Below are 24682 nucleotides of genomic sequence, written 5' to 3'. Positions count from 1 at the left end.
GAAGGAGAGTCGCCCGCAGCGTCCCAGTCCCCGCTCGCGGGGAGAGGGTTAGGGTGAGGGGCAGATGCATGTCGCAGCCTCGCCTTACAAAAACGCCAAACCGAGGACCGAACCCATGAAAGCCCAGCCGAAAGCGTCGCACTTTATCGACGGTGAATATGTCGAGGACGAAGCAGGCAGCGTCATCGAGAGCATCTATCCGGCCACCGGCGAAGTGATCGCGCGGCTGCATGCGGCAACGCCTGCCATTGTCGAGAAGGCGATCGCGGCTGCCAAGCGCGCGCAGCCGGAATGGGCGGCGATGAGCCCGACGGCACGCGGCCGCATCCTGAAGCGCGCTGCCGAGATCATGCGCGAGAAGAATCGCGAGCTTTCCGAACTCGAAACACTCGACACGGGCAAGCCGATCCAGGAAACCATCGTCGCCGACCCAACCTCCGGCGCCGACAGCTTCGAGTTCTTCGGCGGCATTGCGGCGGCCGGCCTCAACGGCTCCTATATCCCGCTCGGCGGCGATTTTGCCTATACGAAGCGCGTGCCGCTCGGTGTCTGCGTCGGCATCGGCGCCTGGAACTATCCGCAGCAGATCGCCTGCTGGAAAGGGGCGCCTGCGCTGATCGCCGGCAATGCGATGGTCTTCAAGCCGTCGGAAAATACACCGCTCGGCGCGCTGAAGATCGCCGAAATCCTCCACGAGGCAGGCCTGCCGAGTGGCCTTTTCAACGTGATCCAGGGCGACCGCGACACCGGACCGCTCCTTGTCAATCATCCGGACGTGGCGAAGGTGTCGCTCACCGGCTCGGTGCCGACTGGCCGCAAGGTCGCCGCCTCTGCCGCCAGCCATCTCAAGCATGTAACGATGGAACTCGGCGGCAAGTCGCCGCTGATCGTCTTCGACGATGCCGATCTCGACAGCGCCGTCGGCGGCGCGATGCTCGGCAATTTCTACTCCACCGGCCAGGTCTGCTCGAACGGCACGCGCGTCTTCGTACAGAGGAAGCTCAAGGGCGAATTCCTGAAGCGGCTGAAGGTCCGCACCGAGGCGATCCTGATCGGCGATCCGATGGACGAGGCAACGCAGCTTGGCCCGATGGTTTCCTTCGACCAGCGGCAGAAGGTGTTGAGCTACATCGACAAGGGCAAGTCCGAGGGGGCGATGCTCGTCACCGGCGGCGGCATTCCGAACAACGTTTCGGGCGAAGGCTATTACGTCCAGCCGACCGTCTTTGCCGACGTGACCGACGGGATGACGATCGCCCGCGAGGAGATCTTCGGGCCGGTGATGTGTGTGTTGGACTTCGACGACGAGGCAGAGGTGATCGGCCGTGCTAACGCCTCCGAATTCGGCCTTTCCGGCGGCGTCTTCACCGCCGACCTGACGCGCGCCCACCGCGTCGTCGACCAGCTCGAAGCCGGTACGCTGTGGATCAACACCTACAACCTCTGCCCGGTCGAGATCCCATTCGGCGGTTCGAAACAATCTGGCTTCGGACGGGAGAATTCGATTGCGGCGCTGGAGCATTATTCGGAGCTGAAGACGGTTTACGTGGGCATGGGGCCGGTGGTGGCGCCTTATTGATCGCGGGTTAAGAAGACCCTCCCCAACCCCCACAAGGGGGAGGGGCTAATGTGTGGCACCGCTTTCAACCTCAAGCGCCTTCAGAGTATTCGGCGCTGCTTTCAGGTAGGACGATGCAGCAGGTTGGGGAGGGGAAGAGACAACTACCGAGGGTACATCATGCAAGCAGACTTCGTCATCATCGGCTCCGGCTCGGCAGGCTCAGCGCTTGCCTACCGTCTCTCGGAAGACGGCAAGCATACCGTGATCGTCATCGAGGCGGGCGGCAGCGATTTCGGGCCGTTCATCCAGATGCCGGCGGCACTCGCCTGGCCGATGAGCATGAAGCGCTACAACTGGGGCTACCTCTCCGAACCGGAGCCTGCCCTCAACGACCGGCGCATCACCGCGCCGCGCGGCAAGGTGATCGGCGGCTCCTCCTCGATCAACGGCATGGTCTATGTGCGCGGCCATGCCGAGGACTATAACCGCTGGGAGGAGCTCGGCGCCAACGGCTGGGCCTATGCCGACGTGCTGCCCTACTTCAAGCGCATGGAGCATTCGCACGGCGGCGAGGAAGGCTGGCGCGGCACCGACGGCCCGCTGCACGTTCAGCGCGGCGGCTTCCGCAATCCGCTGTTCCACGCGTTCATCGAGGCGGGCAAGCAGGCGGGCTTTGAGGCGACCGACGACTACAACGGCTCGAAGCAGGAAGGCTTCGGTCTAATGGAGCAAACCATCTTCCGCGGCCGCCGCTGGTCGGCGGCGAGCGCCTATCTGAAGCCGGCGCTGCGGCGGCCGAATGTCGACATCGCCTACGGCCTGGCGCGCAAGATCGTCATCGAAAACGGCCGCGCCACCGGCGTCGAGATCGCGCGCGGCGGCAAGACCGAGATCATCAAGGCGAACCGCGAGGTGATTGTCTCTGCCTCCTCCTTCAACTCGCCGAAGCTTCTGATGCTTTCCGGCATCGGCCCAGGCGCGCATTTGCAGGAGCACGGTATCGAGGTGAAGGCAGAGCGGCCGGGCGTCGGTGCCAACCTGCAGGACCATATGGAATTCTATTTCCAGCAAATCAGCACCAAGCCAGTCTCGCTCTATTCCTGGCTGCCCTGGTTCTGGCAGGGGGTCGCGGGCGCGCAATGGATGTTCGCGCGCTCGGGTCTCGGCACCTCCAACCAGTTCGAGGCCTGCGCCTTCCTGCGTTCGGCGCCCGGCATCAGGCAGCCGGACATCCAATATCACTTCCTGCCGGTGGCGATCAGCTATGACGGCAAGGCGGCGGCGAAGAGCCACGGCTTCCAGGCGCATGTCGGCTACAATCTGTCGAAGTCACGCGGCGCCGTCACCTTGCGCTCGCCCGATCCGAAGGCCGATCCCGTCATCCGCTTCAACTATATGAGCCATCCGGAAGACTGGGAGAAATTCCGCCACTGCGTGCGCCTCACGCGAGAGATCTTCGGCCAGCAGGCCTTCGATCCGTATCGCGGGGCGGAGATCCAACCGGGCGAGAAAGTGCAGACGGACGACGAGATCGATGCGTTCCTGCGCGAGCATCTTGAAAGCGCATACCACCCCTGCGGCACCTGCAAGATGGGCGCCAAGGACGATCCGTTTGCTGTGGTCGATCCGGAAACCCGCGTCATCGGCGTCGATGGCCTGCGCGTCGCCGACTCGTCGATCTTCCCGCATATCACCTACGGCAACCTCAACGGCCCCTCGATCATGACCGGCGAAAAGGCGGCGGACCATATCCTCGGCAAGCAGCCGCTGCCGCGCTCGAACCAGGAGCCCTGGGCCAATCCGCGCTGGGCATTGAGCGAGCGGTGAGGATCAACGCAGATATGGGACGCGGATGCCAGGATTATCCGCCGGAAAGTCCTTGGTGTTGCGCGTCACCAGGAGCAGGGAATGGGTATCGGCGGTGGACCAGATGATCGCGTCCGGCAATTTGATCCGATGACGCTGCCTTAAGCAAACAGCGCCCTCCGCTATCGCACTGTCAACCGCAATGACCTGGAAGCTATTCAAGAAGCTTCGTGTCGCCGCCTCGACCTCGTGAGCAGCGCCAATCAAAACGTCCATCCACGTGATGATGCTGATAGCACGGCGTTCATAGCGATCAAGTTCGTCGCGGGCCTCCGGTATGGCGTTGAGATAGTCGATCAGGATGTTCGTATCGAAGAGCGCTTTCACCATTCGTTTCGAACTTTATCCTGGTATTCAAGTCCGTCAATTTTTCTGTCGCCCCAAAGCCCGAAAGCCTCGTCTTGCCTGATACGTTCATGACGCGCCAGAAAATCGTTCACAGCTTTGCGGACGAGCGAGGCGCGCGACACGTTCTCGCTCTTCGCCATCTCATCCAGCGCCTTTAATTCTGCTTCGCCGATATCTATCAGGGTCCGCACGATATACTCTCCTGCTATCGAATGATTTCAGCGAGCAAGATTCTTATGAACCTGGAAACCGTGGCTGCGAGCGCAAATCCCGCGGCACGCTCGAACCAGCGTCAGCTTTCGCGGTCAGCCACGGCTAGCCCGGTCTCCGCCGTCACGACTTCAACAAGCCAGTCCCGGAAGGCAACCATTGCTGCCGACTCGGGGCGCGATTGCAGGCGCGTCAGCCAATAGCTTCCCATCGTCACAACGATGTCGAAAGGCTGCCGGATGACTTCTGCGTGCAAATGACGGGAAAACAACAATGGCGGCGCCAGGGCAACGCCTGCGCCCTGCAGCGCAGCTTCCATCATGGCAAGCGAGGAGTCGAAAACGATGCTGCTCGGTAGGGGCACGTCTGCCGGCACGCCTGCCGCAGAAAACCATTGCGGCCATTCGTCGGCCCTGTAGGAACGCAAGAGCGTATGCTTGAACACATCGGCCGGTACTTTCAGTTGCTCGGCGATTTCGGGAATGCAGAGAACGGAAAGCGGTGCATCCAAAAGCCGCAACGCGTCAACGCCATGCCATGCGCCCGTTCCGAAACGGATCGCATAATCGAGGCCTTCGGCGGCGACATCCACGCGGTTGTTGTTTGTTGAGAGGCGCAGGTCGACGAACGGCATTTGCGCTTTGAAGGCAGGCAGGCGCGGCAGCAGCCAGCCGACGGCAAAGGTTCCGACAGCACCCACCCTGAGAACCTCGCGGTGGCGGCCGCCTTCGAAACGCTCCAACGCCCCGGCGATACGGTCGAAGGCCTCCCGCAATGTTGGCAGCAGCGTCTCGCCTTCGCTCGTCAGCATGAGACCGCGCGGAAGCCGCGTGAACAAGGTGACGTTCAACTGGCTTTCCAGTGCCTTGACCTGGTGACTGACGGCAGCCTGCGTAACGCACAATTCGATTGCCGCTCTGGTGAAACTCAAATGTCGCGCCGATGCCTCAAAGGCTCGAAGCGCATTCAACGGCAGATGAGGACGGACCATTCAAACCCAAATTTTTCTAATAGCGCGGGCAAAATATCGTCGTTTGTTGAGCGCGTATAGACTTCGTATATCCGCCTTACCTGTTCCGGTCCCTCGATAGCGTCCAACGCAGCAAGCCGGGTTTGCAGGCATCGAAAGACATACTGATTTCCTGTTGTCGCTCGCAAAACGCGATTGCGCAAATACGAAGGCTTGTATCCGCCATGAAAAAGATTTGCACTCCAAAGTTTGGGATTATTTTTGCCGCCTCCTTTTTTGCCGGTGCCTGCGCCCATGCCGCTGACGAAGACCAAAGCCGGATCGAGCGCGTCGTGAACGCGGCGATCCGGCCCATCATGGAAGAGTATAATGTTCCGGGTATCGCTGTGGCGATCACGACCCCAGAAGAGCGATATTTCTTTGGTTACGGCGTCGCCTCCAGGAAGAGCGATGCAAAGGTCACCGGGGACACGATTTTCGAGATCGGCTCCATCAGCAAGACCTTCACCGCGACGCTTGCCTCCTACGCGCAGGCAAAGGGAGCTCTTTCCCTTTCCGACAACGCGAGCAAGTATCTGCCGGCGCTTTCCGGCAGCAGCTTCGACAAGATCAGCCTTCTTGATCTCGGCACTTACACGGCCGGTGGCCTGCCGCTGCAGTTTCCGGATGATGTGAATGATCAGGAGGGTATGGTCGCCTACTTTAGAGGCTGGCGCCCGGGCTACGCCACCGGTACGCGTCGGGTCTACTCTAATCCGAGCATCGGCCTCTTTGGCTATCTCGCGGCCAGAAGCATGGGCAAGCCATTTGACGACCTGATGGAAAAGAAGCTCTTTCCGTTGCTTGGCCTGACCCGGACCTACATCACGATTCCGCAGGACCGCATGAACGAATATGCTTACGGCTATTCGAAAGATGGCAAGCCTGTTCGCGTGACGCCGGGCGTTCTGGATTCGGAAGCCTATGGCGTGAAGACGACGGCGCCTGACCTGCTCAGGTTCGTCGAGGCGAATATGGATAACGCCAAGCTGGACGAAACGCTCCAGCGCGCGATCGCCGCAACGCATACCGGATACTACAAAGTCAGCGATATGGTGCAGGGCCTGGGATGGGAGATGTATGCCTATCCGGTGGAGCTCGACCGGCTGCTTGCGGGAAATTCCGCGGAGATGGCGCGCCAGCCAAATGAGGCGACTAGGCTAACCCCGCCGCTTGTGCCACGGGGCGACATACTCGTCAATAAAACCGGCTCCACGAACGGCTTCGGCGCTTATGTCGCCTTCGTTCCCGCCAAGGGTATCGGCGTCGTGATGCTGGCGAACAGGAACTATCCCAATCCGGCGCGTGTGAAGGCCGCATACCGGATACTGACGGCGCTGGATGGCCGGCCCGGTTCGACGAGTTCTCGCTGAGAACCCTCTCCGATTTGAAAGATGGCCCACCGCGCGCATTCGGCATGGCGGGCCAATGCGCTTTCAGAGATCAAGCTATATGAAGCCGATCCATCGCCCCGCGACGACGGCAGCAAGCCATATCATTGCTGAAAACAGGGCTCCCACACGCAAGCGCGCTGCAGTGACCGCTCCGGCAATCGACTTTCGCCATGCATATCCGGCATGCGCAATGCCCGCGTTCAAGACACCGAGGACGAGCAACCCGATCTTTGCCAGAAACGCCGGGTTTCCTGCATATTCCATCGGCCGGACGCTGAAGAGGCAGAAGCCGGTAACGATGGCCGCGGCCAGGCCGATTGCCGCCGCGCGCGACAGGAAGGGCCCAACCACCGAGAGCGGGACCGACGGAAAGAAGCCCATCAGCTTCAGATCGAGCGGTAGGATCGCGCCGATCAGCAGGCCGATAGACAGAATGTGCGAGGCGTTGACGAACATGTAGAGGAGTGCCGAGCGCCGCAACGCGACGGCGAGCGGCGTTGCTGCAAGCCATTCCAGAAGCGCGATCGTCATGCGGTCAATTCGTCCGGATTCGTTCGGGATAGAGATCGTAGCGCTTCTCGCCGACCGTTATCCGCACGGCTTTCATGCGCTTTTCATTCCGGTCCAGCGAGCGGTTTCCGATCGCGACGATCTGGTCGCCCTTCTTTGCCGAGCCCTCGACGAAGCCTGAGCGTTCCGTCTGGCGCGGATTGGCGAGTTCGACGCGCCAGACGCCGTCATCGGCGGTTGCGACGTCGAGCGCGGGATGCGGACCGCCCATGGAGATATTCTGGATGGTCCCTCTCAACTCCATCTGCTCGGCCTCTGCCCAGGACCAACCGTGATGGGCCGCGGCGCTGGCGGCAAAAGCGCCCGCCAGGAACGCCCCTAAGACGATCTGCTTCGTGGATAAGACACGCATTTCGGTTCTCCCTGCCCTTTTTGCGAACAGGTCCGAATTGGCGCAGACCGGCGGCTTTGAAAGGTTTTTCACCAAATGTTGAAACGCGATTTTCGGGGCGCGCGGCCGGCACTGAGGAAGGACGAAGCGCAGGCTAGGGTCAGGCAAGGAGCCGGGTGATTTCTGCGCCACGTTTTGCCGGAGCAACCGCATCAGCGATCGTCGTCGAAAACAACACCTTGCGCGTTGCGTCCGCCACCTTGGCGAAGACGTGACGGATTTCGCAGGTCTGCTCGCCGTCGCAATCGTCGCATTTGCGGTAAGCGGTGATCGAAAGGCACGGAAGCGGCGCGATCGGGCCGTCGATAATGCGCAGGATTTCCCCGAAGGTGATCATGTCGGCAGGTTTCAGAAGCAGATAGCCGCCAGCCTTGCCACGGCGGCTTGCCACGATGCCCTGATGCTTGAGATCAAGCAGGATCTGCTCGAGGAATTTCTTCGGGATTTTCTGCTGCGCTGCGATATCCGAAATCATGACGGGCTCGCCGGCGTCGGCTTCCGCCAGGACCGTCAGCGCCCGGAGCGCGTATTTTGCTTTCTGCGTAATCATTTTGGACCGTCACACACACGAGCGATGCGACTCGCCGCACCACCTCTGAAGCTTACCTGTCCCCTATCGCACAACCAGCATGAACGGAACTTGAACGCGCAGGCGAAAGCCTTGGAAGACAAGCATTTTGGCCTTGTTTTTCTCGCTCGGCCAAGAGGCAGAATTCTACGCCGAAATTGCGCCTCCTGCATCTTTTTTCGGCATCACTTCAGATTTCGAATTGACAGGCGGCGTGTAACTCTACTAATTTTATAGAGATTGAAACTGCCTGAGCCAGATTGTTGGTATGGGCGGCTGCTTTTCTGCGTTGCAGCGGCTTCGGAGAGATATTTGCTCCCGCATGCGCTGCTTTCGAAATCCGTTTTTCTGTGCGATCCGTCCTCAAGCTGCGATACTCCGGCCAACATCGAGGACAGGATTCCCCATGACTGTTGTCAATATCATCGAAGAAGCGGAAACGCTGAACGCGAAACTTGCGACTCTCAGCCTGGCCGAACGATTGTCGTTTGTCGCCGGCCTTGGCGTAAGAGTCGTCTTCACGACGTCGCTTGGCATCGAAGACCAGGTGATCACCGCCGAGATCGGCAATCATCGCCTGCCGATCGACGTGGTGACGCTGCAGACCGGCCGCCTCTTCCCGGAGACACTGGCGCTGATCGCCGAAACCGAAAGCCAGTACGACATTCACATTACCCGCTACGAGCCCGAGCAGGCCGATATCGATGCCTATGCGGCGAAATACGGCATGAACGGCTTTTATGAGAGCATCGAAGCCAGGCATGCCTGTTGCGGCGTGCGCAAGCTGAAGCCGCTTGCGCGGGCCTTGGCGGGCGCAACAATCTGGATCACCGGGCTGCGCCGCGGCCAGTCCGCCAACCGCGCTGAAACGCCTTTTGCGGAGTATGACGCCGAGCGGCATCTCCTGAAGATGAATCCGCTTGCCGACTGGGATATCGACACAATCAAGTCCTACGTCGCCGACAACAGCGTGCCAGTCAATCCGCTGCATGCCCGCGGCTACCCTTCCATCGGCTGCGAGCCGTGCACGCGCGCCATCAAGCCCGGCGAGCCCGAACGTGCCGGGCGCTGGTGGTGGGAACAGGACGAAAAGCGCGAATGCGGCCTGCATGTTGCCGAAGAGGCGACGGCGGTTGCAGCGCAATAGTCTGGAAAGAGTGAGGGGCAAATGCCTCCCCACCAATGATCGAAAGTCTGGAGTAGGAAATGCCCAATAGCCGTCCGGATACGGAGCTCAACAATCCGCAGAGCGCCAAGCCGCCGCTCGATCCGCACCTGAAGGCTCTGGAAAACGAGTCCATCCACATCTTCCGCGAGGTTGCGGCCGAGTTCGAGCGCCCGGTGATGCTCTATTCGATCGGCAAGGACTCGTCGGTTCTGCTACATCTTGCCCGCAAGGCCTTCTATCCGGGCCGTGTCCCCTTCCCGCTGCTGCATGTGAACACCGGCTGGAAATTCCAGGAGATGATCGCGTTTCGCGACGAGACCGCGAAGAAGTACGATCTGGACTTGATCGAACACATCAACCCGCGCGGCGCCGCCGAAGGCATCACCCCCTTCAGCCATGGCTCTGCGACCTTTACCGACATCATGAAGACCGAAGGCCTGCGCCAGGCACTCGACGCCGGGCAGTTCGACGCCGCCTTCGGCGGTGCACGGCGCGACGAGGAGGCGAGCCGCGCCAAGGAGCGCATCTACTCCTTCCGCACGCCGGACCATCGCTGGGATCCGCGCAACCAGCGCCCCGAACTCTGGAACATCTACAACGGCCAGATCCGCAAGGGCGAAAGCGTGCGCGCCTTCCCGCTCTCCAACTGGACCGAAGTCGATATCTGGCGCTACATCCAGGCCGAAGACATTCCGCTGGTACCGCTCTACTACGCGAAGAGGCGCCCTTACGTCGAGCGCGACGGCATGATGATCCTCGCGGAAGACGCGCGGCTGGAACTGCTTCCCGGCGAAACCCGCCAGGACGGCATGATCCGCTTCCGCACCCTCGGCGATTTCCCGCTGACGGGTGCTATCCGCTCCACCGCCACCACCCTTGAAGACGTCATAGCGGAGTTGGAAATCGCAACCGTTTCCGAACGCCAGGGCCGCGCCATCGACCGCGATCAGTCCGGCTCCATGGAAAAGAAGAAGCGTGAAGGATATTTCTGAGATGACTGCAGCAGCACCTGCAACCGCCGTCGCCCTGCCCGCCGCCGAGCCACTGAAGGCCACGCGCGACACGCGGCCGTTGCGCCTCATCACCTGCGGCAGCGTCGACGACGGCAAATCCACGCTGATCGGCCGGCTGCTCTGGGACACCAAGGCCGTCAAGGAAGACCAGGCGGCGACGCTCCAACGCGATTCCACCGGCAAGCAGAATGATCTCGGCCTGCCCGACTTCGCACTGCTGCTGGATGGCCTCCAGGCCGAGCGCGAACAAGGCATCACCATCGACGTCGCCTATCGCTATTTCCAGACCGACAAGCGCGCCTTCATCGTCGCCGACACACCCGGCCATGAACAATACACCCGCAACATGGCAACCGGCGCCTCGACCGCCGATCTCGCCATCCTGCTCGTTGATGCCCGCATGGGAATTCTCGAGCAGACGCGTCGCCACGCCACCATCGCTTCCCTGCTCGGCATCAAGCAGTTCGTGCTCGCCGTCAACAAGATCGACCTGACCGGCTACGACCGCGCAGGCTTCGAGAAGATCACGCATGACTTCAAGGAATTTGCGCTCTCGCTCGGCGTCAAGCAGATCACCGCGATCCCGATGTCGGCGCTGAAGGGCGAAAACGTCGTCTATTCCGGCCAGGCCGCCATGCCCTGGTACACGGGGCCGACGCTGGTCGAGACGCTAGAGCTTGCCACGGTGCGTTCTTCGCAGACCGTCGGCTTCCGCCTCTCGGTGCAGCGTGTTTCGCGCCCCGGCGAGAGCTTCCGCGGCTATCAGGGCACGGTTGCCGGCGGCGCGGTGAAGCCGGGCGACAGCGTCATGATCCTGCCGTCCGGCATGGTCGCCAATGTCTCCAGGATCGTCACCTTCGACCTCGTGCGCAACGCGGCCGTCGCGGGCGACGCAATCACCCTCGTGCTCGACCGCCAGGTGGACGTCGCGCGCGGCGACATGATCGTCTCGATCGACAGCCAGCCGCAGGTGGGACTTGCCTTCGACGCGCAAATCGTGGCGCTGCAGCCCGAAGGCATCGAGGCCGGCAAGCGCTACTGGCTGAAGAGCGGCAGCCGCCGCCAGCGCGTCCAGGTTCAGCCGGTCAGCCAGTTGGAGCTGAAGACCGGCGCCTGGAACCCGGCCGAGCGGCTTTACATGAATGCGATCGGCAAGGTGCGCCTCGCCTTCGATGAAGCGGCGATCTTCGATCCCTACGAGCAGAATCGCTCCTCCGGCGCCTTCATTCTCATCGACCCGGATACCAACAACACGGTGGCCGGCGGCATGATAACCGGCAAGCGCTCGGAACTCGGCGGCCTCCACGCCGGCGACGCGCGCGTCATCCTCTCGCTGCCCGCCGACCTCGCCGAGCAGATCATGGCGAGTGAAGTCTTCGCCAACCGCCGCGACGAGGCGCACGTACACCGGATGACCGCTGCGGAAGCGGCGGAACTCTGGAAGAACGCCGCAAGCGATATCTGAGAGTGAAGATGGGGCCGGAAGGCCCCTTTTTCTTGCGTGTCGAGGCGCATTACGCATCCTGGCGCAAACAGATCGCTGCGCGCAGTGTGCGGCGCAAATACTCGTGCGGGATCAGGGAAAGTCGGGAAAAATCGGCTGGTCGGAGTGGAGTGATTCGAACACTCGACCCCCACGTCCCGAACGTGGTGCGCTACCAGACTGCGCTACACTCCGTGACCAGCGGCGCCTCTATAGACCGGCCCATCTTATTGCGCAAGCACCAAATTTCAAAACCGGACGCATTTTCTGACAGAGGCGTGACAGGGCCGCGCGCGGCCCAAAACGTCAACAAAAAGCCACAGTCGCGGCAAATTTCGCAATCGCGAAGGCGGGGCAATTTTCTTTTGCAGGGTTCCGCGCTAATGGGCTTTCGGGACAAGCGGAAACCGTTGGCTGACAGCGATTCCCGCCGTCGAATGCGCGACAAATTCAGGGACGATTAGATGAAACTCCGCACCATTGCCGCGGCCGGGCTTGCCATTGCGCTTGCCGGCTGCACGACCATTCCTTCTGCAGGCGATCCGATTTCCGCACGCTGGGTCGGCCAGTCGGCCGGCAAGTTCTTCGCCGCCTACGGTCCGCCGATCGCCGACACCGAAAACGGCTCGGCCACCGTCTACACTTGGAAGGGCGGCTACAAGAGGGTCCGCGTCCCGGCAAAATATGCCGAAGGCGAAAACGGCAAGCGCGGCAAGCAGATCGCGGCGACCCGCACCCTTTATCTACGCTGCCAGGCCGAAGTCATCACCGATTCCAGCTATACCATCCGCAGCATCCGCACGGTTGGCGACATCCCCGGCGAAAAAAGCAAGTCATATTGCGCGGAGTTTCTGGCACCGGCATAGCAAGGGGCAGTGATGTGACAGGCATTGGTGTCTAGCGATAGGCGGCCTCTCGGCCGCCTATCTTTTTAGGCCACCGGGATCAAAAGCAGCCTCCTATGTCTCGCAGCGGATATTTCGAAGCCGCCAGAGCAGATAAAAAGGGGCTTCTTTTACCGCGTCTCGTTTTTCTCTAACGCCAGCTTGCTGCGTCGCTATCAAACCGAGGCTGCCTTGGGCCGGTTTCCGTCAGCCGGAAAAGTGTTCCGGAAGCGATTTTTTCAATCCGCCTAAGTGACTGATTACAAACGAAAATAAGCAGTGGCTGGGGCGCCAGGATTCGAACCTGGGAATGCCGGTACCAAAAACCGGTGCCTTACCGCTTGGCGACGCCCCACCAGCTTGAGAGCGGAAACCCGCTTGCCGAAGCGAGGCCTGATTAGCAAAGGTCCGGCTGCCTCACAATCACTAACTTGCGCTTACGGCATATTTCTGTGCGCTTGTTCCGGCGCCGTGCTAGGTCTTGTCCCGCCCCGCCATAGTCTCAGGAGAGATGATGAGCCAGTACCGTGCCCGCCCGCCTGCAGTTGCCACGCTCCTTCTCGACGATGCAGTGGTGCGCATCACGCGCTGGGATTTCGAGCCGGGTGCGGATACCGGCGTGCATACCCACGGCTTCGGCTATGTCGTCGTGCCGATGACCGATTGCAAATTTCTGCTCGAGGATGCGGACGGCAGCCGGCGCGTCGACATCGCCAACGGTGCCGCCTACCGGCGCGAGGCGGGCGTAGAGCACAATGTCGTCAATGCCGGAAGCGAGCCGATGTCCTTCATCGAGATAGAATACAAGTAAGCCATGCCGAGCCCGACATTCGATCTTGCCTTCGAGCCTCACTATGGCCGCGCGGTGGATGTGGCGCCGGGGGTCCAGCGCGTCACGGCCAACAATCCGAGCCCCTTCACCTTCCACGGCACGAACAGCTATATCCTCGGAACCTCGTCCGTCGCGGTCATCGATCCGGGGCCGGAGAACGAGGCGCATTTTGAGGCGCTGATTAAGGCGCTCAAGGGCCGGGCGGTCACGCATATTGTCATCACCCATACACATCGCGACCACTCGCCGCTTGCCGCACGGCTAAAGCGGGAGACCGGCGCCGTTACCGTCGGCGAAGGACCGCACAGGGCAGCGCGGCCGCTCCATGACGGCGAGGTGAATCCCTTTGCCGAAAGCTCCGATACGCATTTCGTGCCGGATATCGCAATCGGCGACGGCGAGACCATCGAGGAGGACGGCTGGGCGCTGACGGCGGTGCTGACACCCGGGCACGCCGCAAACCACGCGGCCTTTTCGCTCGACGGCACCGGCATCCTCTTTTCCGGCGACCACGTCATGGCCTGGGCGACGTCCATCGTGGCGCCGCCGGACGGTTCGATGGCCGACTACATGGCCTCGCTCGACAAACTGATTTCGCGCCGCGACCACCTGCTTTTCCCGGGCCATGGCGGGCCGGTGAAACGCCCCGTCTCCTTCATGCGGGCGCTGAAGACGCACCGCCGCATGCGCGAGCGCGCGGTGATGGAGCGCATCAAAGCCGGCGACCGGCTGGTTCCCGACATGGTGAGGGTGATCTACCGCGACACCGACCCAAGGCTGCACGGCGCGGCAGCACTCTCGGTCTTCGCGCATCTCGAGGACCTGGTGGAACGCGGGATCGTGCAGACGGACGGACCACCTTCGCTCTTCGGGGGGTATCAACTGGTGGCTGGGGCGGACGATGAACCGAAATGACTACAGCTATTGGCACGATGCGGCTGTTCCGCCCTTTCCAGACGACAAGCCGCTCATCATCTTCTACGGCGAATGTGTCTTCTGTTCCGGCGGGGTGAAAGTTGCGCTGAAGCATGACAGGCGCAACGCTACTGCTTCCTCGCTGCGCAATCAGCGCTCGGCGCAGCACTTTACCGCCACTACGGCCTGGACGAGCGGGACTACGAGACGAACATCCTGATCGAAGACGGCCGCCCGCATTTCAAATCCGAGGGTTCGATCCGCTTAACATCTTCCCCGCCGTGAAGGACGAGGATTTTCAGGGGCGGCTTTAGGCCGCCCTTTCGAGTCCTCGGCTCCCGCCGGAAGTCTCCGACGCCGCCGATGGCCGTGTTCCAGCCAGGAGTATGTTGCCCGCCGCGTTGACGTCGGCGTGGTCTGCGCCAGGCTGCGGTTTGTCGTGCGCGGCTGGCGATTTTTCGGCATTCCCCTGCCTCTGGTGCTGGCGCCCGGCGGCGATACCTACGAGGAGGAGCGCGAAGGCCGGTCCATTTTCATGTGGAAGTCGGCGGACCCCTTACCGGGCTGATCGTGCGCTATGCCGGATGGCTGGAGAAAGAAGGCGGCTGAGGCCTGTTCTTACCCCGCGATGCCCAGCAGTTCCATATCGAGGGCTTCGAGATAGCGGTCGGCGATTTCGGCGCTGAGGCCGAGGTCGTGCTGGCCGTAGCGGGAGGCGACGCGGACGTCGACGAAGGTGGTTTCGGCTTCTTCGCGCAGCCGGATGACGACGTCGAAGTGCAGGCCGAGGATAAGCGTGCGGGCTTCACCCTGCAGCGTCACGCCGTTTGCGCTGCGGATGAGCTCTGCGACATCGTCCTCATAAGGCCGCGGCGTGGGAACGGGGACCTGATCGGGCGCTTCGGCGACAGCATCGCCATCAGGCGCTGGCCTTGCCGGCGCATCCTCGAGATCGCGGACCGGTTCGCCTTCGCCGGCACTTCTGGTGATCGTGATGCCATCCAGCTTCGCCACTTTCCTGACGGCTTCGAGCACCCGGTCGATCGCGCCTTCATAACGCCGGCCAGTTAGTTCCGGATAGGCGGCAAGCTGCTGTTCGCGCTCTTGCGGCGTGACGTCGGGATTGCGCTTCATCCAGATCTGATCGGCATGTGGCGGCGAAAGCCAGTCGGGCGCGGAAACGACGTCCGTCGACACGTCGTAGATCGCCGGCAGCGTGAAATAGCGCTCAGCGGCAAATCCGCCGAAGCCCAAGGGAAGGATCGCAAAGATCAGCGCTTTCAGCGCATCGAGGCCGGCTTCGGCTCCTCGCACCCAGAGGCTTCTGAGGCCGACGGCCGCAAGCAGGGCGGCCAGCATGGCAAAGCCGATGGAAACGAGAAGCAGTAGCACGAGATAGGGCGTGGCGAGCCCGCCGAAGCGATGGGCGACGAGCACCGCGACCCAAAGGACGAACGCAAACGCCCCGAAGCGCCGCGCGAAGCGGGCCGAATTGGAAACGGGGCGGTCAAAGCGGATGGCCATCAAACTTACCAGTTATGCGCAGGCGCATACCGCCTGCGAGGGCGCAATAAGCGCCCACACTTGTTTATGGCAAGATTCGCCTAAATTGAAACTGTTGTCTCCGCGCAAGGGCCGCAATCCACCAAAAGGCTGTTATGGCTTTCATAAGCGACATCTGATATGTCACTAAAAAGACAGCTCCAGCGGATTTGTGGACAACAGGACGGATCAGGAGTAACGCGATGCTTTCATCGGAAACACCCGAAAGACCGCAAGTATCATCGCTTGGCGCAAGCGATCCATCCGAGGCCTTCCTGCCGATGGAGCTTCTCGAGCTCGAGCTTTCGCTCGAAGGCTATGACGGCGGGGAAGAAGGCTTCTGCGAGGCGGTGCGCGCAGCTGCCGCCAATGCAAATGGCGAATTCCTGTTCGATCTTCCGGCAGCCGGGCTGATCGAGGATTGCCGGCGCCTCGCCGTTTTGCGCATCCCTTCGGTAAGTTCCGAAATGCGTGTCGTGCTTGCCGTTCTTGATCGCGATGGCTCCGAAATCCGCGTGCAGGCGCCGGATGAGGAGACAGAACATCTCGTGCAGTTCGCCGATGCCTTCATCGAAGTGCTGGAACGAATCTGATCTCAACCGCGTTCTTCGATGTTTGTTGACGTGAGCCGGCAAATCGCCTCTTGTCTGGCGACCGGCTCATGCATCGGAGAATGTGCTATGCGTCTTTCCGCTCTTTCCCTGCCCCTCGCCGCAATCGCGATCGGCCTTTCGGCCTGCCAGAGCCTCACGCCGGAAGAACGGCGGGCTGCCGACGAGCGGCAGTGCCTCGGCTACGGCTTCAAGCGCGGCACCAATGCCTTTGCCACCTGCCTGCAGCGCATCGATCTCGACAGGCGCGCCGACGCGCGAGCATTTCGCCTGCAGGCGGACGAGAACTTCGACGATTTCACCCGGCCGATCTACTATCCGCGCTATTACCGCCGCTGAGCAGCACCTATGACCGCCTGCGCCGCCGCCAGCCGCGCAATCGGTACGCGGAACGGAGAACAGGATACATAATCGAGGCCGATCTCCTCACAGAAATGGATCGAGGCCGGATCGCCGCCATGTTCGCCGCAAATGCCGAGCTTCATGTCGTTGCGCGTGCGCCTGCCGCGCTCGGCAGCGATGCTGATCAGCTCGCCGACGCCATCGAAATCCAGCGAGATGAAGGGATCGTGCTCGATGATGCCCTTGCGCTGGTAGGTCGGGATGAAGGCAGAGGCGTCGTCGCGCGAGATGCCAAAGGTCGTCTGCGTCAGGTCGTTGGTGCCGAAGGAGAAGAATTCGGCCGCCTCAGCGATCTTGTGCGCACGAAGGGCCGCACGCGGCAGCTCGATCATGGTACCGACAAGATAATCGATCGTCATGGCCGCTTCTGCCATCACATCCCTGGCGATCGCGTCGATCCGTTCCTTGACGTAATCCAATTCCGAACGCAGGCCGACGAGCGGCACCATGATTTCCGGCACGACAGGCGCACCCGTTTCCTGGGCGGCTGCAACGGCCGCTTCGAAGATGGCGCGCGCTTGCATCTCGACGATTTCGGGATGGGAAATGGCAAGCCGGCAGCCGCGGTGGCCGAGCATCGGGTTGAATTCGTGCAGCGCGTCGACGCGCTGGCGAAGTGAGGCAGCCTCCATGCCCATGGCGGCGGCGACATCCGCGATCTCTTCCTCGGTTTTCGGCAGGAATTCGTGGAGCGGCGGGTCGAGCAGGCGGATCGTGACCGGGAGACCGTGCATAACGCTGAAGAGGCCTGTGAAATCCAGCCGCTGCATCGGCAGCAGCTTGTCGAGCGCCGCACGTCTTCCCTCCTCGTTTTCGGCGAGGATCATCTCGCGCATGGCATGGATGCGCTCGCCTTCGAAGAACATGTGCTCGGTGCGGCAGAGGCCGATCCCTTCCGCGCCGAAGGCACGCGCAGCGCGTGCGTCGGCGGGGGTATCGGCATTGGTACGCACGGCCATGCGACGGGCCCTGTCGGCCCAGCCCATGATGCGGCCGAAATCGCCTGAAAGCTCCGGCTGGATCATCGGCACCTCGCCCTTCAGCACCTGCCCGGCCGAGCCGTCGATGGTGATGATGTCGCCCTTCTTCAGCGTCACGCCGACGCCGATGAGGCGCTCGTTGCGCAGATCGATGCGCATGGTTCCGGCACCGACCACGCAGGGGATGCCCATGCCGCGGGCGACCACCGCCGCGTGGCTGGTCATGCCGCCGCGCGTGGTGAGGATGCCTTCTGCGGCATGCATGCCGTGGATATCCTCCGGGCTGGTTTCGACGCGGAGCAGAATGACCTTGCGGCCCTCCTCCTCCGCCACGACGGCCTCTTCGGCGGTAAAGACGATCGCGCCGGTCGCCGCCCCCGGTGAAGCCGGCAATCCGGTGCCGATCACTTGGCGGTCGACGCGCGGGTCGATCGTCGGGTGCAGAAGCTGGTCGAGCGTCGACGGCTCGATGCGCATCACCGCCTGCTCTTCCGTGATCAGCTTTTCGTCCACCATATCGACGGCGATCTTCATCGCCGCCTTTGTCGAGCGTTTGCCGGAGCGCGTCTGCAGCATCCAGAGCGTGCCGCGCTCGATGGTGAATTCGATGTCCTGCATGTCGCGATAATGCGCTTCGAGCTTGGTGCAAATGCGGGTGAGTTCCTCGAAAGCCTCCGGCATTAGCTTTTCCAGCGACGGGCGGTCGGAGCCGGAGTTGATTCGGCCCTCCTCGGTGATGCTTTGGGGCGTGCGGATACCGGCAACCACATCTTCGCCCTGCGCATTCACGAGGAATTCGCCGTAGAGGGACTTCTCGCCGGTCGACGGGTTGCGCGTGAAAGCAACGCCGGTTGCCGAGGCATTGCCGAGATTGCCGAAGACCATGGCCTGGACGTTGACGGCCGTACCCCAGGCTCCCGGAATGTTGTGGAGCTGGCGATAGGTGACGGCGCGTGCGCTCATCCAGCTTGCGAAGACGCCGCCGATGGCACCCCAGAGCTGCTCCTCGGGATCCTGCGGGAACTCCTCGCCGAGCTCCTCCTCGATCAATTCCTTATATAGCGAAACGACATGCTGCCAGTCAGTGGCAGCCAGCTCGGTCTCGAATTCATGGCCGAGACGGGCCTTTTCGTCCTCCAGAATCTCCTCGAAAATCTCGTGATCGAGGCCCATGACGACATCCGCATACATCTGGATGAAGCGGCGGTAGCTGTCCCAGGCGAACCGCGCGTCGCCCGCGTCATGTCCAAGCGCCTGCACGGTTTCGTCGTTGAGGCCGAGATTGAGAACCGTATCCATCATGCCCGGCATGGAAACGCGGGCACCGGAGCGGACGGACAAGAGCAGCGGCCGGTCTTTTGCGCCGAACTGCCGGCCGGTCGCTTTCTCGATCGTCTCCAGTCCGCGGCGGATCTCGTCCTTCAGGACGGCATTGATCCGCTTGCCAAGCTCGTAATAAGCGCTGCAGGCATCGGCGACGATGGTGAAGCCCGGCGGCACTGGCAGGCCCAGGCTGCACATCTCGGCCAGATTGGCGCCCTTGCCGCCCAAAACGTCATGGTCCCGTGCGCGACCTTCCGCCTGCCCGTTGCCGAACGTATAGACCAGTTTGGTCATCTTCCCCCCGATATCAAAATCAGGACTAGCTTATTCCCTTGGTCCTGAAATGAAAATCGACAAATACGGCGAAATGTTGCACCGCACAATGGATGCGCACAGTTTCGAACCGTTTGAATGGAGGAGGGAAGAAAAAAAGCTTTGCGGGACTGCAACAACCGTCCCGCAAAGCCTTATTTCCGTCCAGCCAGGAAACTGGACGGGGGGTACGCTAAACCGGGTCAATCGGACCACCCTCGTCCAACATTATACCCGGCAAATCCAACATGCGCATAGCCGACCCTCAGGCCCGCCGCATGGAAACAACTTCTAATTCAATTCCGCAAAATGTGCATCACCCAATTGGGTTAACGCGTCCTTTGCGACCTGACCTTTTTTGGGTATTTATGAAAGCGCTTATTTTTCAAGCTGTTTCGCGAAGGCGTTCGGCAGTTTGCAGGTCGACGGAAACAAGCTGCGATACGCCCTGCTCCGCCATCGTTACACCAAAAAGTCGATTCATGCGTGCCATGGTGATCGGATTGTGAGTGATGATCACGAATCGGGTCTCGGTCGATGCGGCCATTTCATCCATCAGGTTGCAATAGCGCTCGACATTGTGGTCGTCGAGCGGCGCGTCCACTTCGTCGAGCACGCAGATCGGCGCCGGATTGGTGAGGAAGACGGCGAAGATCAGAGCCATGGCGGTCAGCGCCTGCTCGCCGCCGGAAAGCAGCGTCATCGTCTGCGGTTTCTTGCCGGGGGGGCGCGCGAGGATTTCGAGGCCCGCTTCCAGCGGATCGTCGGATTCGATCAGTTGCAGCTCCGCCGTACCGCCGCCGAAGAGGTGGGTGAAAAGGCGCTGGAACTGGCCGTTGACGACATCGAAAGCGGCGATCAAGCGTTCGCGGCCCTCGCGGTTGAGGCTCTGGATCGCACCGCGGAGCTTGCGGATGGCATCAATGACGTCGTCGCGCTCCCTGATCAGCGCTTCCAACTTTTCGGTGAGCTCCTTCTGCTCTTCCTCGGCGCGCAGATTCACGGCCCCAAGGCGCTCGCGCTCCATCTTCAGCCGCTCCAGCTCGCGCTCGACCTCGCGCAGGTCTGGAACGGTCTGCATGGCCTGCAGGCCCGTCAGGCGGAACGCCTCGTGCGGCGGAACATCGAGCGCTTCCCGGATGCGGCTCTCGCTCTCCTGCCGCTTTTCGCGCGCCGAGACGAGGCGCTCTTCGGCGCGGCCGCGACGCTCTCGGCTTTCTGCGAGTTCGGAAAGGGCGGTGGCAGCCTTGTGATCGGCTTCGCGCTGCACGAGTTCGGCGGCAGCCAGAAGATCTGCGGCCCCCCGGCGTGCAGCTTCTGCTTTCTGCAGTTCGTTCAGCAGCGCATGGCGCTTGTCTTCGAACTCATCAGGCGCCATTTCGAGTTCGACGGCTTCTTCGCGGGCCTCCTCCTCGCGGTCGCGCAGGGTCGCTATGTGCTCTTCGGCGCTTGCGGCGCGCTGGCGCCAGGTCTCCCGCTCCTGGCCAATCGCCACGATACGGCGCTGGCGGGCCTCGTTTTCGCGGTTCAGGCTTTCATGGCGAGCACGAGCTTCAGCCGCAAGGCCGCGATCGGTTGCGACCTCGGCCTGCTGAATGCGCAGCCGGTCGTCGAGCGCGACGATATCCGGCGCGTCCTCAAGCTCGATACGCGCATTCTCTTCCTGAACGGCAAAGTCTTCCTGCTGCGACTGGATCTGGCTGACGGCTTCCGCGATCACGTCGCGGCGGCGGATGAGATCACCGGCGGCGCGTTCGGCAGCGGCCAGCGCGTCGCGCGCCTCGGCAAGGTGCCTTGCCGAAAGGCGGCTCATGTCCCGCGCTTCGTTGAGCCTGCGTTCCTCGCCGCGAATGGCCTCGGTCGCCATTGCAAGCCGCTCTTCCGCTTCGGCCAGAACGTCGCGGGCAAGTGAAACTTCGCTTTCCAGCTCGTCGAGACGGTTCTTCTGAGCGAGGCGCAAGGCAGCCGCGCTCGGCGCGTCGGCGCCGGTTACATGGCCGTCCCAGCGGTAGACGGCGCCGTCCTTCGTCACCAGCCGTTGCCCGGGCTTCAGCTCCTTCATCAGCCGCGCGGCGTCGGCATCGGTGACGAGGCCGATCTGCTTCAAGCGGCGCGTTAGTGCAGCCGGCGCGCCGACGTGGTTCCGCAAGGGCTCGGCGCCCACCGGCAGCGCGGGGTCAGACGCGCCGTCGCCATTTCCCGACCAGTGGGCCGGCGCCCTCGGGTCGAGAGGCGATTCCAGATCGTCGCCGAGTGCAGCACCCAACGCCGTTTCGAAGCCTCGATCGACACGGAGATCATCGGCAACGGATTGAAATTCCCCCGCCGCCGCACCTGCGGCAAGCATGCGCGAGATGGTGCGAGCTTCGGTTTCCAGCGCATTCAGCTTCGAGCGCGCCTCCTCGACCGGCCCGCGGGAAAGCGCTTCGGTTTCGCGGGCTGCGGCGAGCGCCTGTTCGACCGCCTGAATCACCGTTTCGGCTTCTGCGACGGCGATCTCCGCGGCCTCGACAACCGCTCGCTTTTCATCGGGATCGGGCAGCGCAGCGATCTTTTCGGTCACGATCGAGAACTCGCGGCTTGTCTCGTCCAGCTGCCGTTCGAGGCGCATCTTGCGGTCGGCGAGATCGCGGATCGCGCGTTCCAGCTGATGGCGTCCGGCCGCGGCCTCGGCGCGCTCGGCGGTGAGTGCCGCGAAAACGTGTTCGCTGTCGGCAAGCTTTGCCGACACACCTTCGAAAGCTTCGCGCAACTCGTCGGCATGGCGACCGGAATCCGCCAGTATTTCCGTAATATCCGCGTCCTCTGCGTCGAGGCGCGCTAGGATTGCGGCATTGTCCGAGATCAGCCGCTCCTCGCGCTGAATGTCCTCGGCAAGCTGCGCCAAGCGGCGGGTCAGCTCGTCGCGGCGGCGCAGGATCCGGTTCGCGTCATCCTCGAGCTGGGTCTTGGCGATCTGCAGCCGCTGGAGGGCGGCAGCGGCACGCGCCTCGCTCTCGCGCAGCTCCGGCAGCTTCAGGCTGGCGACGCCTTGTGCCTTTGCCGCCTCCATCTGAATCTGGGCCTTTTCCGCAACGACGACGGTCGCCTGGTTAAGGGCGCTATCGGCCTCGGCTTCCGCCTCCTTCGCCTGCACCCAGCGGATATGCAGGAGTGTCGCTTCACGCGCACGGATTTCGGCGGACAGCGTCTTGAAGCGATTCGCCTGGCGTGCCTGGCGCTTCAGGCTCTCGATCTGGCCTTCGAGTTGCGAGGTCACGTCATCGAGGCGTTCGAGGTTGCCTTCGGCGGCGCGAAGCCGCAGCTCTGCCTCGTGACGGCGGGAATGCAGGCCGGAAATGCCGGCCGCCTCTTCCAGCAACTGACGGCGGGCCTGCGGTTTGGCCGAAATCAGCTCGCCGATCCGCCCTTGGCCTACCATCGACGGTGAACGCGCGCCGGTCGAGGCATCAGCGAAGAGGAGCTGCACGTCCTTGGCACGGCTTTCCTTGCCATTAATTCGATAGATCGAACCCTGCTCGCGCTCGATGCGGCGGGTAACCTGAATTTCGTCGCTGTCGTTGAAGGCGGCAGGCGCCGTGCGCTCGCTGTTGTCGAGATAGAGCGCGACTTCGGCCGTGTTGCGCGCCGGGCGGTTTCCCGAACCGGAGAAGATCACGTCGTCCATGCCGGAGGCGCGCATGTTCTTGTACGAGTTCTCGCCCATCACCCAGCGCAATGCCTCGACAAGGTTGGACTTGCCGCAGCCGTTAGGCCCGACAACGCCGGTGAGGCCCCGCTCGATGATGAATTCCGTCGGCTCGACGAAGGATTTGAAGCCGATGACGCGGAGCTTGTTGAACTTCATGCGAGGGCTCCGGAAGAAGCGGCGGAGGGTTTGATACCTCCCTCTGCCCTGCCGGGCATCTCTCCCATTGGCGGGAGGCGGCGGCTTCCCCAAACAACCGGGCCATCGGCTAAAACACTTGTGACGGGCGGGAGAGCTGCCCCATCCGATCTCCCCCCTTGTGGGGGAGATGTCCAGCAGGACAGAGGGGGGTGCTCGCGCCAAGCCTTGAAACGAAAAACAGGCGGACAGCCACGGACAGCGCCCGTCATCGCCAAACGGTACGGATCAAAGCAGGCTGTCGATGAGGGCCGACATGGTGTCAACCGGCATGTCTCCAGAATAACGCTTCCCGTTGATGAGGAAAGTCGGCGTGGCATCGATGCCGAACTCCTTGGAGCCCCTTTCCCGCGTGGCGTTCACTTCATCCAGAAGCTTCTGGTTCGTCAAGCACTTCGTAAAACTATCCTCACTAAATCCAGCGAGTTTAGCCATCTGGAGAAGTGCAGCACGCCGATCTTCGGCGGCGGCCCAGGTTTCCTGCTGTTTGAAAAGCATGGAAACCATCGGGAAATACTGTTCCGGCGTGCTCAATTCTTCCGGCTTGGAGGCGTTGCAGCGGGCGAGCATGAAGGCTGCGGCAGCCGCCGGATCGAACGGGAATTCGCGGATGATGAAGCGCGCCTTGCCGGCATCCACGTACTTCTTCTTGATCTCGTCGAAGGTCGTATTGTGGAAGTGGGCGCAATGCGGGCAGGTCATCGACATATATTCGACAATGGTGACCGGGGCATCTTCCTTGCCAAGCGCCATTTCCGGCAGCGGACCGGGCTTCAACACTTCCGTCATGTCGACATCGCCAGCCGGCTGCGGAAGTTCGGCTGCTGCGTTTGTCGCGCTTGCGACCGCAAGTGTCGCCGTCGCGGCGGCCATGCCGCTCAGAAGCTGGCGTTTCGTCAGTTGCATTTCAGAGATCAGCATGGGTTCCCCTAATCAAGAGTGGCGGCTGAATGTGCGATATAACGGCGCGCAGCCGCGAACAAGGCACGCTTCGCCAACTTTCTTCAAAGAATTGTGACCTTGGTGGGACGAAAGCTTGCGTTGCAGGCCACATCTGCAATTTTCAGTTTCGCCGCTTGCTATGTACTCGTAGATTTCGAGCAAATCCTTTTCTGACCTGGGGCGGAATACGACGCCGGCTGTCACTGTCCGCTCTTCATTCGCTCGGCATGGAGACGCTCGATACGAGCAAAAAGCGACATCCGCATTGATATCGGGAGCCGGATCATCAATCGCTTCACGGATTTTCTCGCGCATGATTTCGTTGAGCGCTTCCTCTTCGCGATCGAGCGCCCTCAGCGCTGCGCGCAAGACCTCACTGGCGGAACTGTACGCGCCGGATTCAAGCCGCGCATCCAAACTTTTCTGCTGGGAGCCGAGTGTGACGGTGATCGGTTTGCTGGGTCGCACCAAC

22 protein-coding genes, 2 tRNA genes and 2 pseudogenes are annotated in these 24682 nt (G+C 62.0%); 13 read left to right on the top strand and 13 right to left on the bottom strand.

Features of this window, described 5'->3' with window-relative positions:
* Positions 1–115 precede the first annotated feature (115 nt).
* Both betB and betA read left to right on the top strand, forming a co-directional pair.
* Positions 116–1579: a betaine-aldehyde dehydrogenase gene (gene betB / locus N2599_RS02990; RefSeq protein WP_027507657.1), complete on the top strand. Its 1464-nt coding sequence runs from the start codon at positions 116–118 to the stop codon at positions 1577–1579.
* Positions 1580–1738: 159 nt separating this feature from the next.
* Positions 1739–3388, top strand: coding sequence for a choline dehydrogenase (gene betA, locus N2599_RS02985; RefSeq protein WP_027507658.1), 1650 nt, complete (start codon positions 1739–1741; stop codon positions 3386–3388).
* A 3-nt stretch (positions 3389–3391) separates the two neighbouring features.
* Here betA and N2599_RS02980 read toward each other — a convergent pair whose 3' ends face one another.
* The 3 genes from N2599_RS02980 to N2599_RS02970 all read right to left on the bottom strand — a co-directional run bounded on the left by N2599_RS02980 (position 3392) and on the right by N2599_RS02970 (position 4976).
* Positions 3392–3757: a type II toxin-antitoxin system VapC family toxin gene (locus N2599_RS02980; RefSeq protein WP_027507659.1), complete on the bottom strand. Its 366-nt coding sequence runs from the start codon at positions 3755–3757 to the stop codon at positions 3392–3394.
* A complete protein-coding gene (locus N2599_RS02975; RefSeq protein WP_027507660.1) occupies positions 3751–3966 on the bottom strand; it encodes a ribbon-helix-helix domain-containing protein in 216 nt (71 codons plus the stop codon). Before N2599_RS02975 ends, N2599_RS02980 begins: the two co-directional genes overlap by 7 nt.
* A 101-nt stretch (positions 3967–4067) precedes the next feature.
* Entirely contained in the window at positions 4068–4976 is a 909-nt protein-coding gene (locus N2599_RS02970; RefSeq protein WP_051336422.1) for a LysR family transcriptional regulator, read from the bottom strand.
* Positions 4977–5179: 203 nt separating this feature from the next.
* Between N2599_RS02970 and ampC the strand changes: the two genes are divergently transcribed.
* Positions 5180–6367, top strand: coding sequence for a class C beta-lactamase (gene ampC / locus N2599_RS02965; protein ID WP_027507661.1), 1188 nt, complete (start codon positions 5180–5182; stop codon positions 6365–6367).
* A gap of 75 nt (positions 6368–6442) precedes the next feature.
* On the opposite strand, the gene N2599_RS02960 is transcribed toward ampC, so the two are convergent.
* From N2599_RS02960 to N2599_RS02950, 3 genes are all read right to left on the bottom strand, one after another.
* Positions 6443–6919, bottom strand: a complete 477-nt coding sequence (locus tag N2599_RS02960; protein ID WP_027507662.1) for a DUF6644 family protein — start codon at positions 6917–6919, stop codon at positions 6443–6445.
* A gap of 4 nt (positions 6920–6923) precedes the next feature.
* Complete coding sequence (locus N2599_RS02955) at positions 6924–7310, bottom strand: DUF6152 family protein (protein WP_027507663.1); 387 nt, start codon at positions 7308–7310, stop codon at positions 6924–6926.
* A 139-nt stretch (positions 7311–7449) separates the two neighbouring features.
* Positions 7450–7899, bottom strand: coding sequence for an RrF2 family transcriptional regulator (locus N2599_RS02950; protein WP_027507664.1), 450 nt, complete (start codon positions 7897–7899; stop codon positions 7450–7452).
* 424 nt (positions 7900–8323) lie between these two features.
* Between N2599_RS02950 and N2599_RS02945 the strand changes: the two genes are divergently transcribed.
* From N2599_RS02945 to cysN, 3 genes are read left to right on the top strand one after another with little or no spacing between them, the layout of a single operon-like run.
* Positions 8324–9064: a phosphoadenylyl-sulfate reductase gene (locus N2599_RS02945; protein ID WP_027507665.1), complete on the top strand. Its 741-nt coding sequence runs from the start codon at positions 8324–8326 to the stop codon at positions 9062–9064.
* A gap of 59 nt (positions 9065–9123) precedes the next feature.
* Positions 9124–10077, top strand: coding sequence for a sulfate adenylyltransferase subunit CysD (gene cysD / locus N2599_RS02940; protein WP_027507666.1), 954 nt, complete (start codon positions 9124–9126; stop codon positions 10075–10077).
* Position 10078: 1 nt separating this feature from the next.
* Positions 10079–11563: a sulfate adenylyltransferase subunit CysN gene (cysN, locus tag N2599_RS02935; RefSeq protein WP_027507667.1), complete on the top strand. Its 1485-nt coding sequence runs from the start codon at positions 10079–10081 to the stop codon at positions 11561–11563.
* 136 nt (positions 11564–11699) lie between these two features.
* Here cysN and N2599_RS02930 read toward each other — a convergent pair.
* Positions 11700–11776: transfer RNA gene (locus tag N2599_RS02930), tRNA-Pro, on the bottom strand.
* 269 nt (positions 11777–12045) lie between these two features.
* Between N2599_RS02930 and N2599_RS02925 the strand changes: the two genes are divergently transcribed.
* The gene (locus tag N2599_RS02925; RefSeq protein ID WP_027507669.1) at positions 12046–12447 is read left to right on the top strand and encodes a hypothetical protein; all 402 of its coding nucleotides are present in this window, start codon (positions 12046–12048) and stop codon (positions 12445–12447) included.
* Positions 12448–12745: 298 nt separating this feature from the next.
* Here the strand turns inward: N2599_RS02925 and N2599_RS02920 are convergent.
* Positions 12746–12820: transfer RNA gene (locus N2599_RS02920), tRNA-Gln, on the bottom strand.
* Positions 12821–12979: 159 nt separating this feature from the next.
* On the opposite strand from N2599_RS02920, the gene N2599_RS02915 reads away from it, so the two are divergent.
* The 4 genes and pseudogenes from N2599_RS02915 to N2599_RS02900 all read left to right on the top strand — a co-directional run.
* A complete protein-coding gene (locus N2599_RS02915; RefSeq protein WP_027507670.1) occupies positions 12980–13276 on the top strand; it encodes a cupin domain-containing protein in 297 nt (98 codons plus the stop codon).
* A 3-nt stretch (positions 13277–13279) separates the two neighbouring features.
* On the top strand, positions 13280–14212 hold the full coding sequence (locus N2599_RS02910) for an MBL fold metallo-hydrolase (protein WP_027507671.1): 933 nt from the start codon (positions 13280–13282) through the stop codon (positions 14210–14212).
* A pseudogene (locus N2599_RS02905) lies at positions 14199–14485 on the top strand (thiol-disulfide oxidoreductase DCC family protein); the annotation flags it as partial. The gene N2599_RS02910 and the pseudogene N2599_RS02905, both read left to right, overlap by 14 nt.
* Before the next feature lie 151 nt (positions 14486–14636).
* A pseudogene (locus tag N2599_RS02900) lies at positions 14637–14821 on the top strand (DUF4166 domain-containing protein); the annotation flags it as partial.
* Positions 14822–14830: 9 nt separating this feature from the next.
* Here N2599_RS02900 and N2599_RS02895 read toward each other — a convergent pair.
* Positions 14831–15736, bottom strand: a complete 906-nt coding sequence (locus N2599_RS02895) for a DUF1499 domain-containing protein (RefSeq protein ID WP_027507673.1) — start codon at positions 15734–15736, stop codon at positions 14831–14833.
* Between the two features lie 221 nt (positions 15737–15957).
* Between N2599_RS02895 and N2599_RS02890 the strand changes: the two genes are divergently transcribed.
* Both N2599_RS02890 and N2599_RS02885 read left to right on the top strand, forming a co-directional pair.
* Positions 15958–16347 carry a hypothetical protein gene (locus N2599_RS02890; protein ID WP_027507674.1) on the top strand — a complete coding sequence of 130 codons (390 nt, stop codon included), beginning with the start codon at positions 15958–15960 and terminating at the stop codon, positions 16345–16347.
* 87 nt (positions 16348–16434) lie between these two features.
* Entirely contained in the window at positions 16435–16704 is a 270-nt protein-coding gene (locus N2599_RS02885; RefSeq protein ID WP_037140672.1) for a hypothetical protein, read from the top strand.
* Here N2599_RS02885 and ppdK read toward each other — a convergent pair.
* From ppdK to N2599_RS02865, 4 genes are all read right to left on the bottom strand, one after another.
* Entirely contained in the window at positions 16692–19364 is a 2673-nt protein-coding gene (ppdK, locus tag N2599_RS02880) for a pyruvate, phosphate dikinase (protein ID WP_027507675.1), read from the bottom strand. The genes N2599_RS02885 and ppdK overlap by 13 nt on opposite strands.
* 403 nt (positions 19365–19767) lie before the next feature.
* Entirely contained in the window at positions 19768–23229 is a 3462-nt protein-coding gene (locus tag N2599_RS02875; RefSeq protein ID WP_027507676.1) for a chromosome segregation SMC family protein, read from the bottom strand.
* A 267-nt stretch (positions 23230–23496) separates the two neighbouring features.
* Entirely contained in the window at positions 23497–24189 is a 693-nt protein-coding gene (locus tag N2599_RS02870) for a DsbA family protein (protein WP_027507677.1), read from the bottom strand.
* 12 nt (positions 24190–24201) lie between these two features.
* Positions 24202–24678 carry a ribbon-helix-helix domain-containing protein gene (locus N2599_RS02865; protein WP_156915190.1) on the bottom strand — a complete coding sequence of 159 codons (477 nt, stop codon included), beginning with the start codon at positions 24676–24678 and terminating at the stop codon, positions 24202–24204.
* Between the last annotated feature and the right edge of the window lie 4 nt (positions 24679–24682).

It is taken from the genome of Rhizobium sullae, from assembly GCF_025200715.1.
Lineage (GTDB): Bacteria > Pseudomonadota > Alphaproteobacteria > Rhizobiales > Rhizobiaceae > Rhizobium > Rhizobium sullae.
The sequence above is the reverse complement of the archived record's forward strand: the minus strand, read 5'-3'. Positions and strand labels throughout refer to the sequence as shown.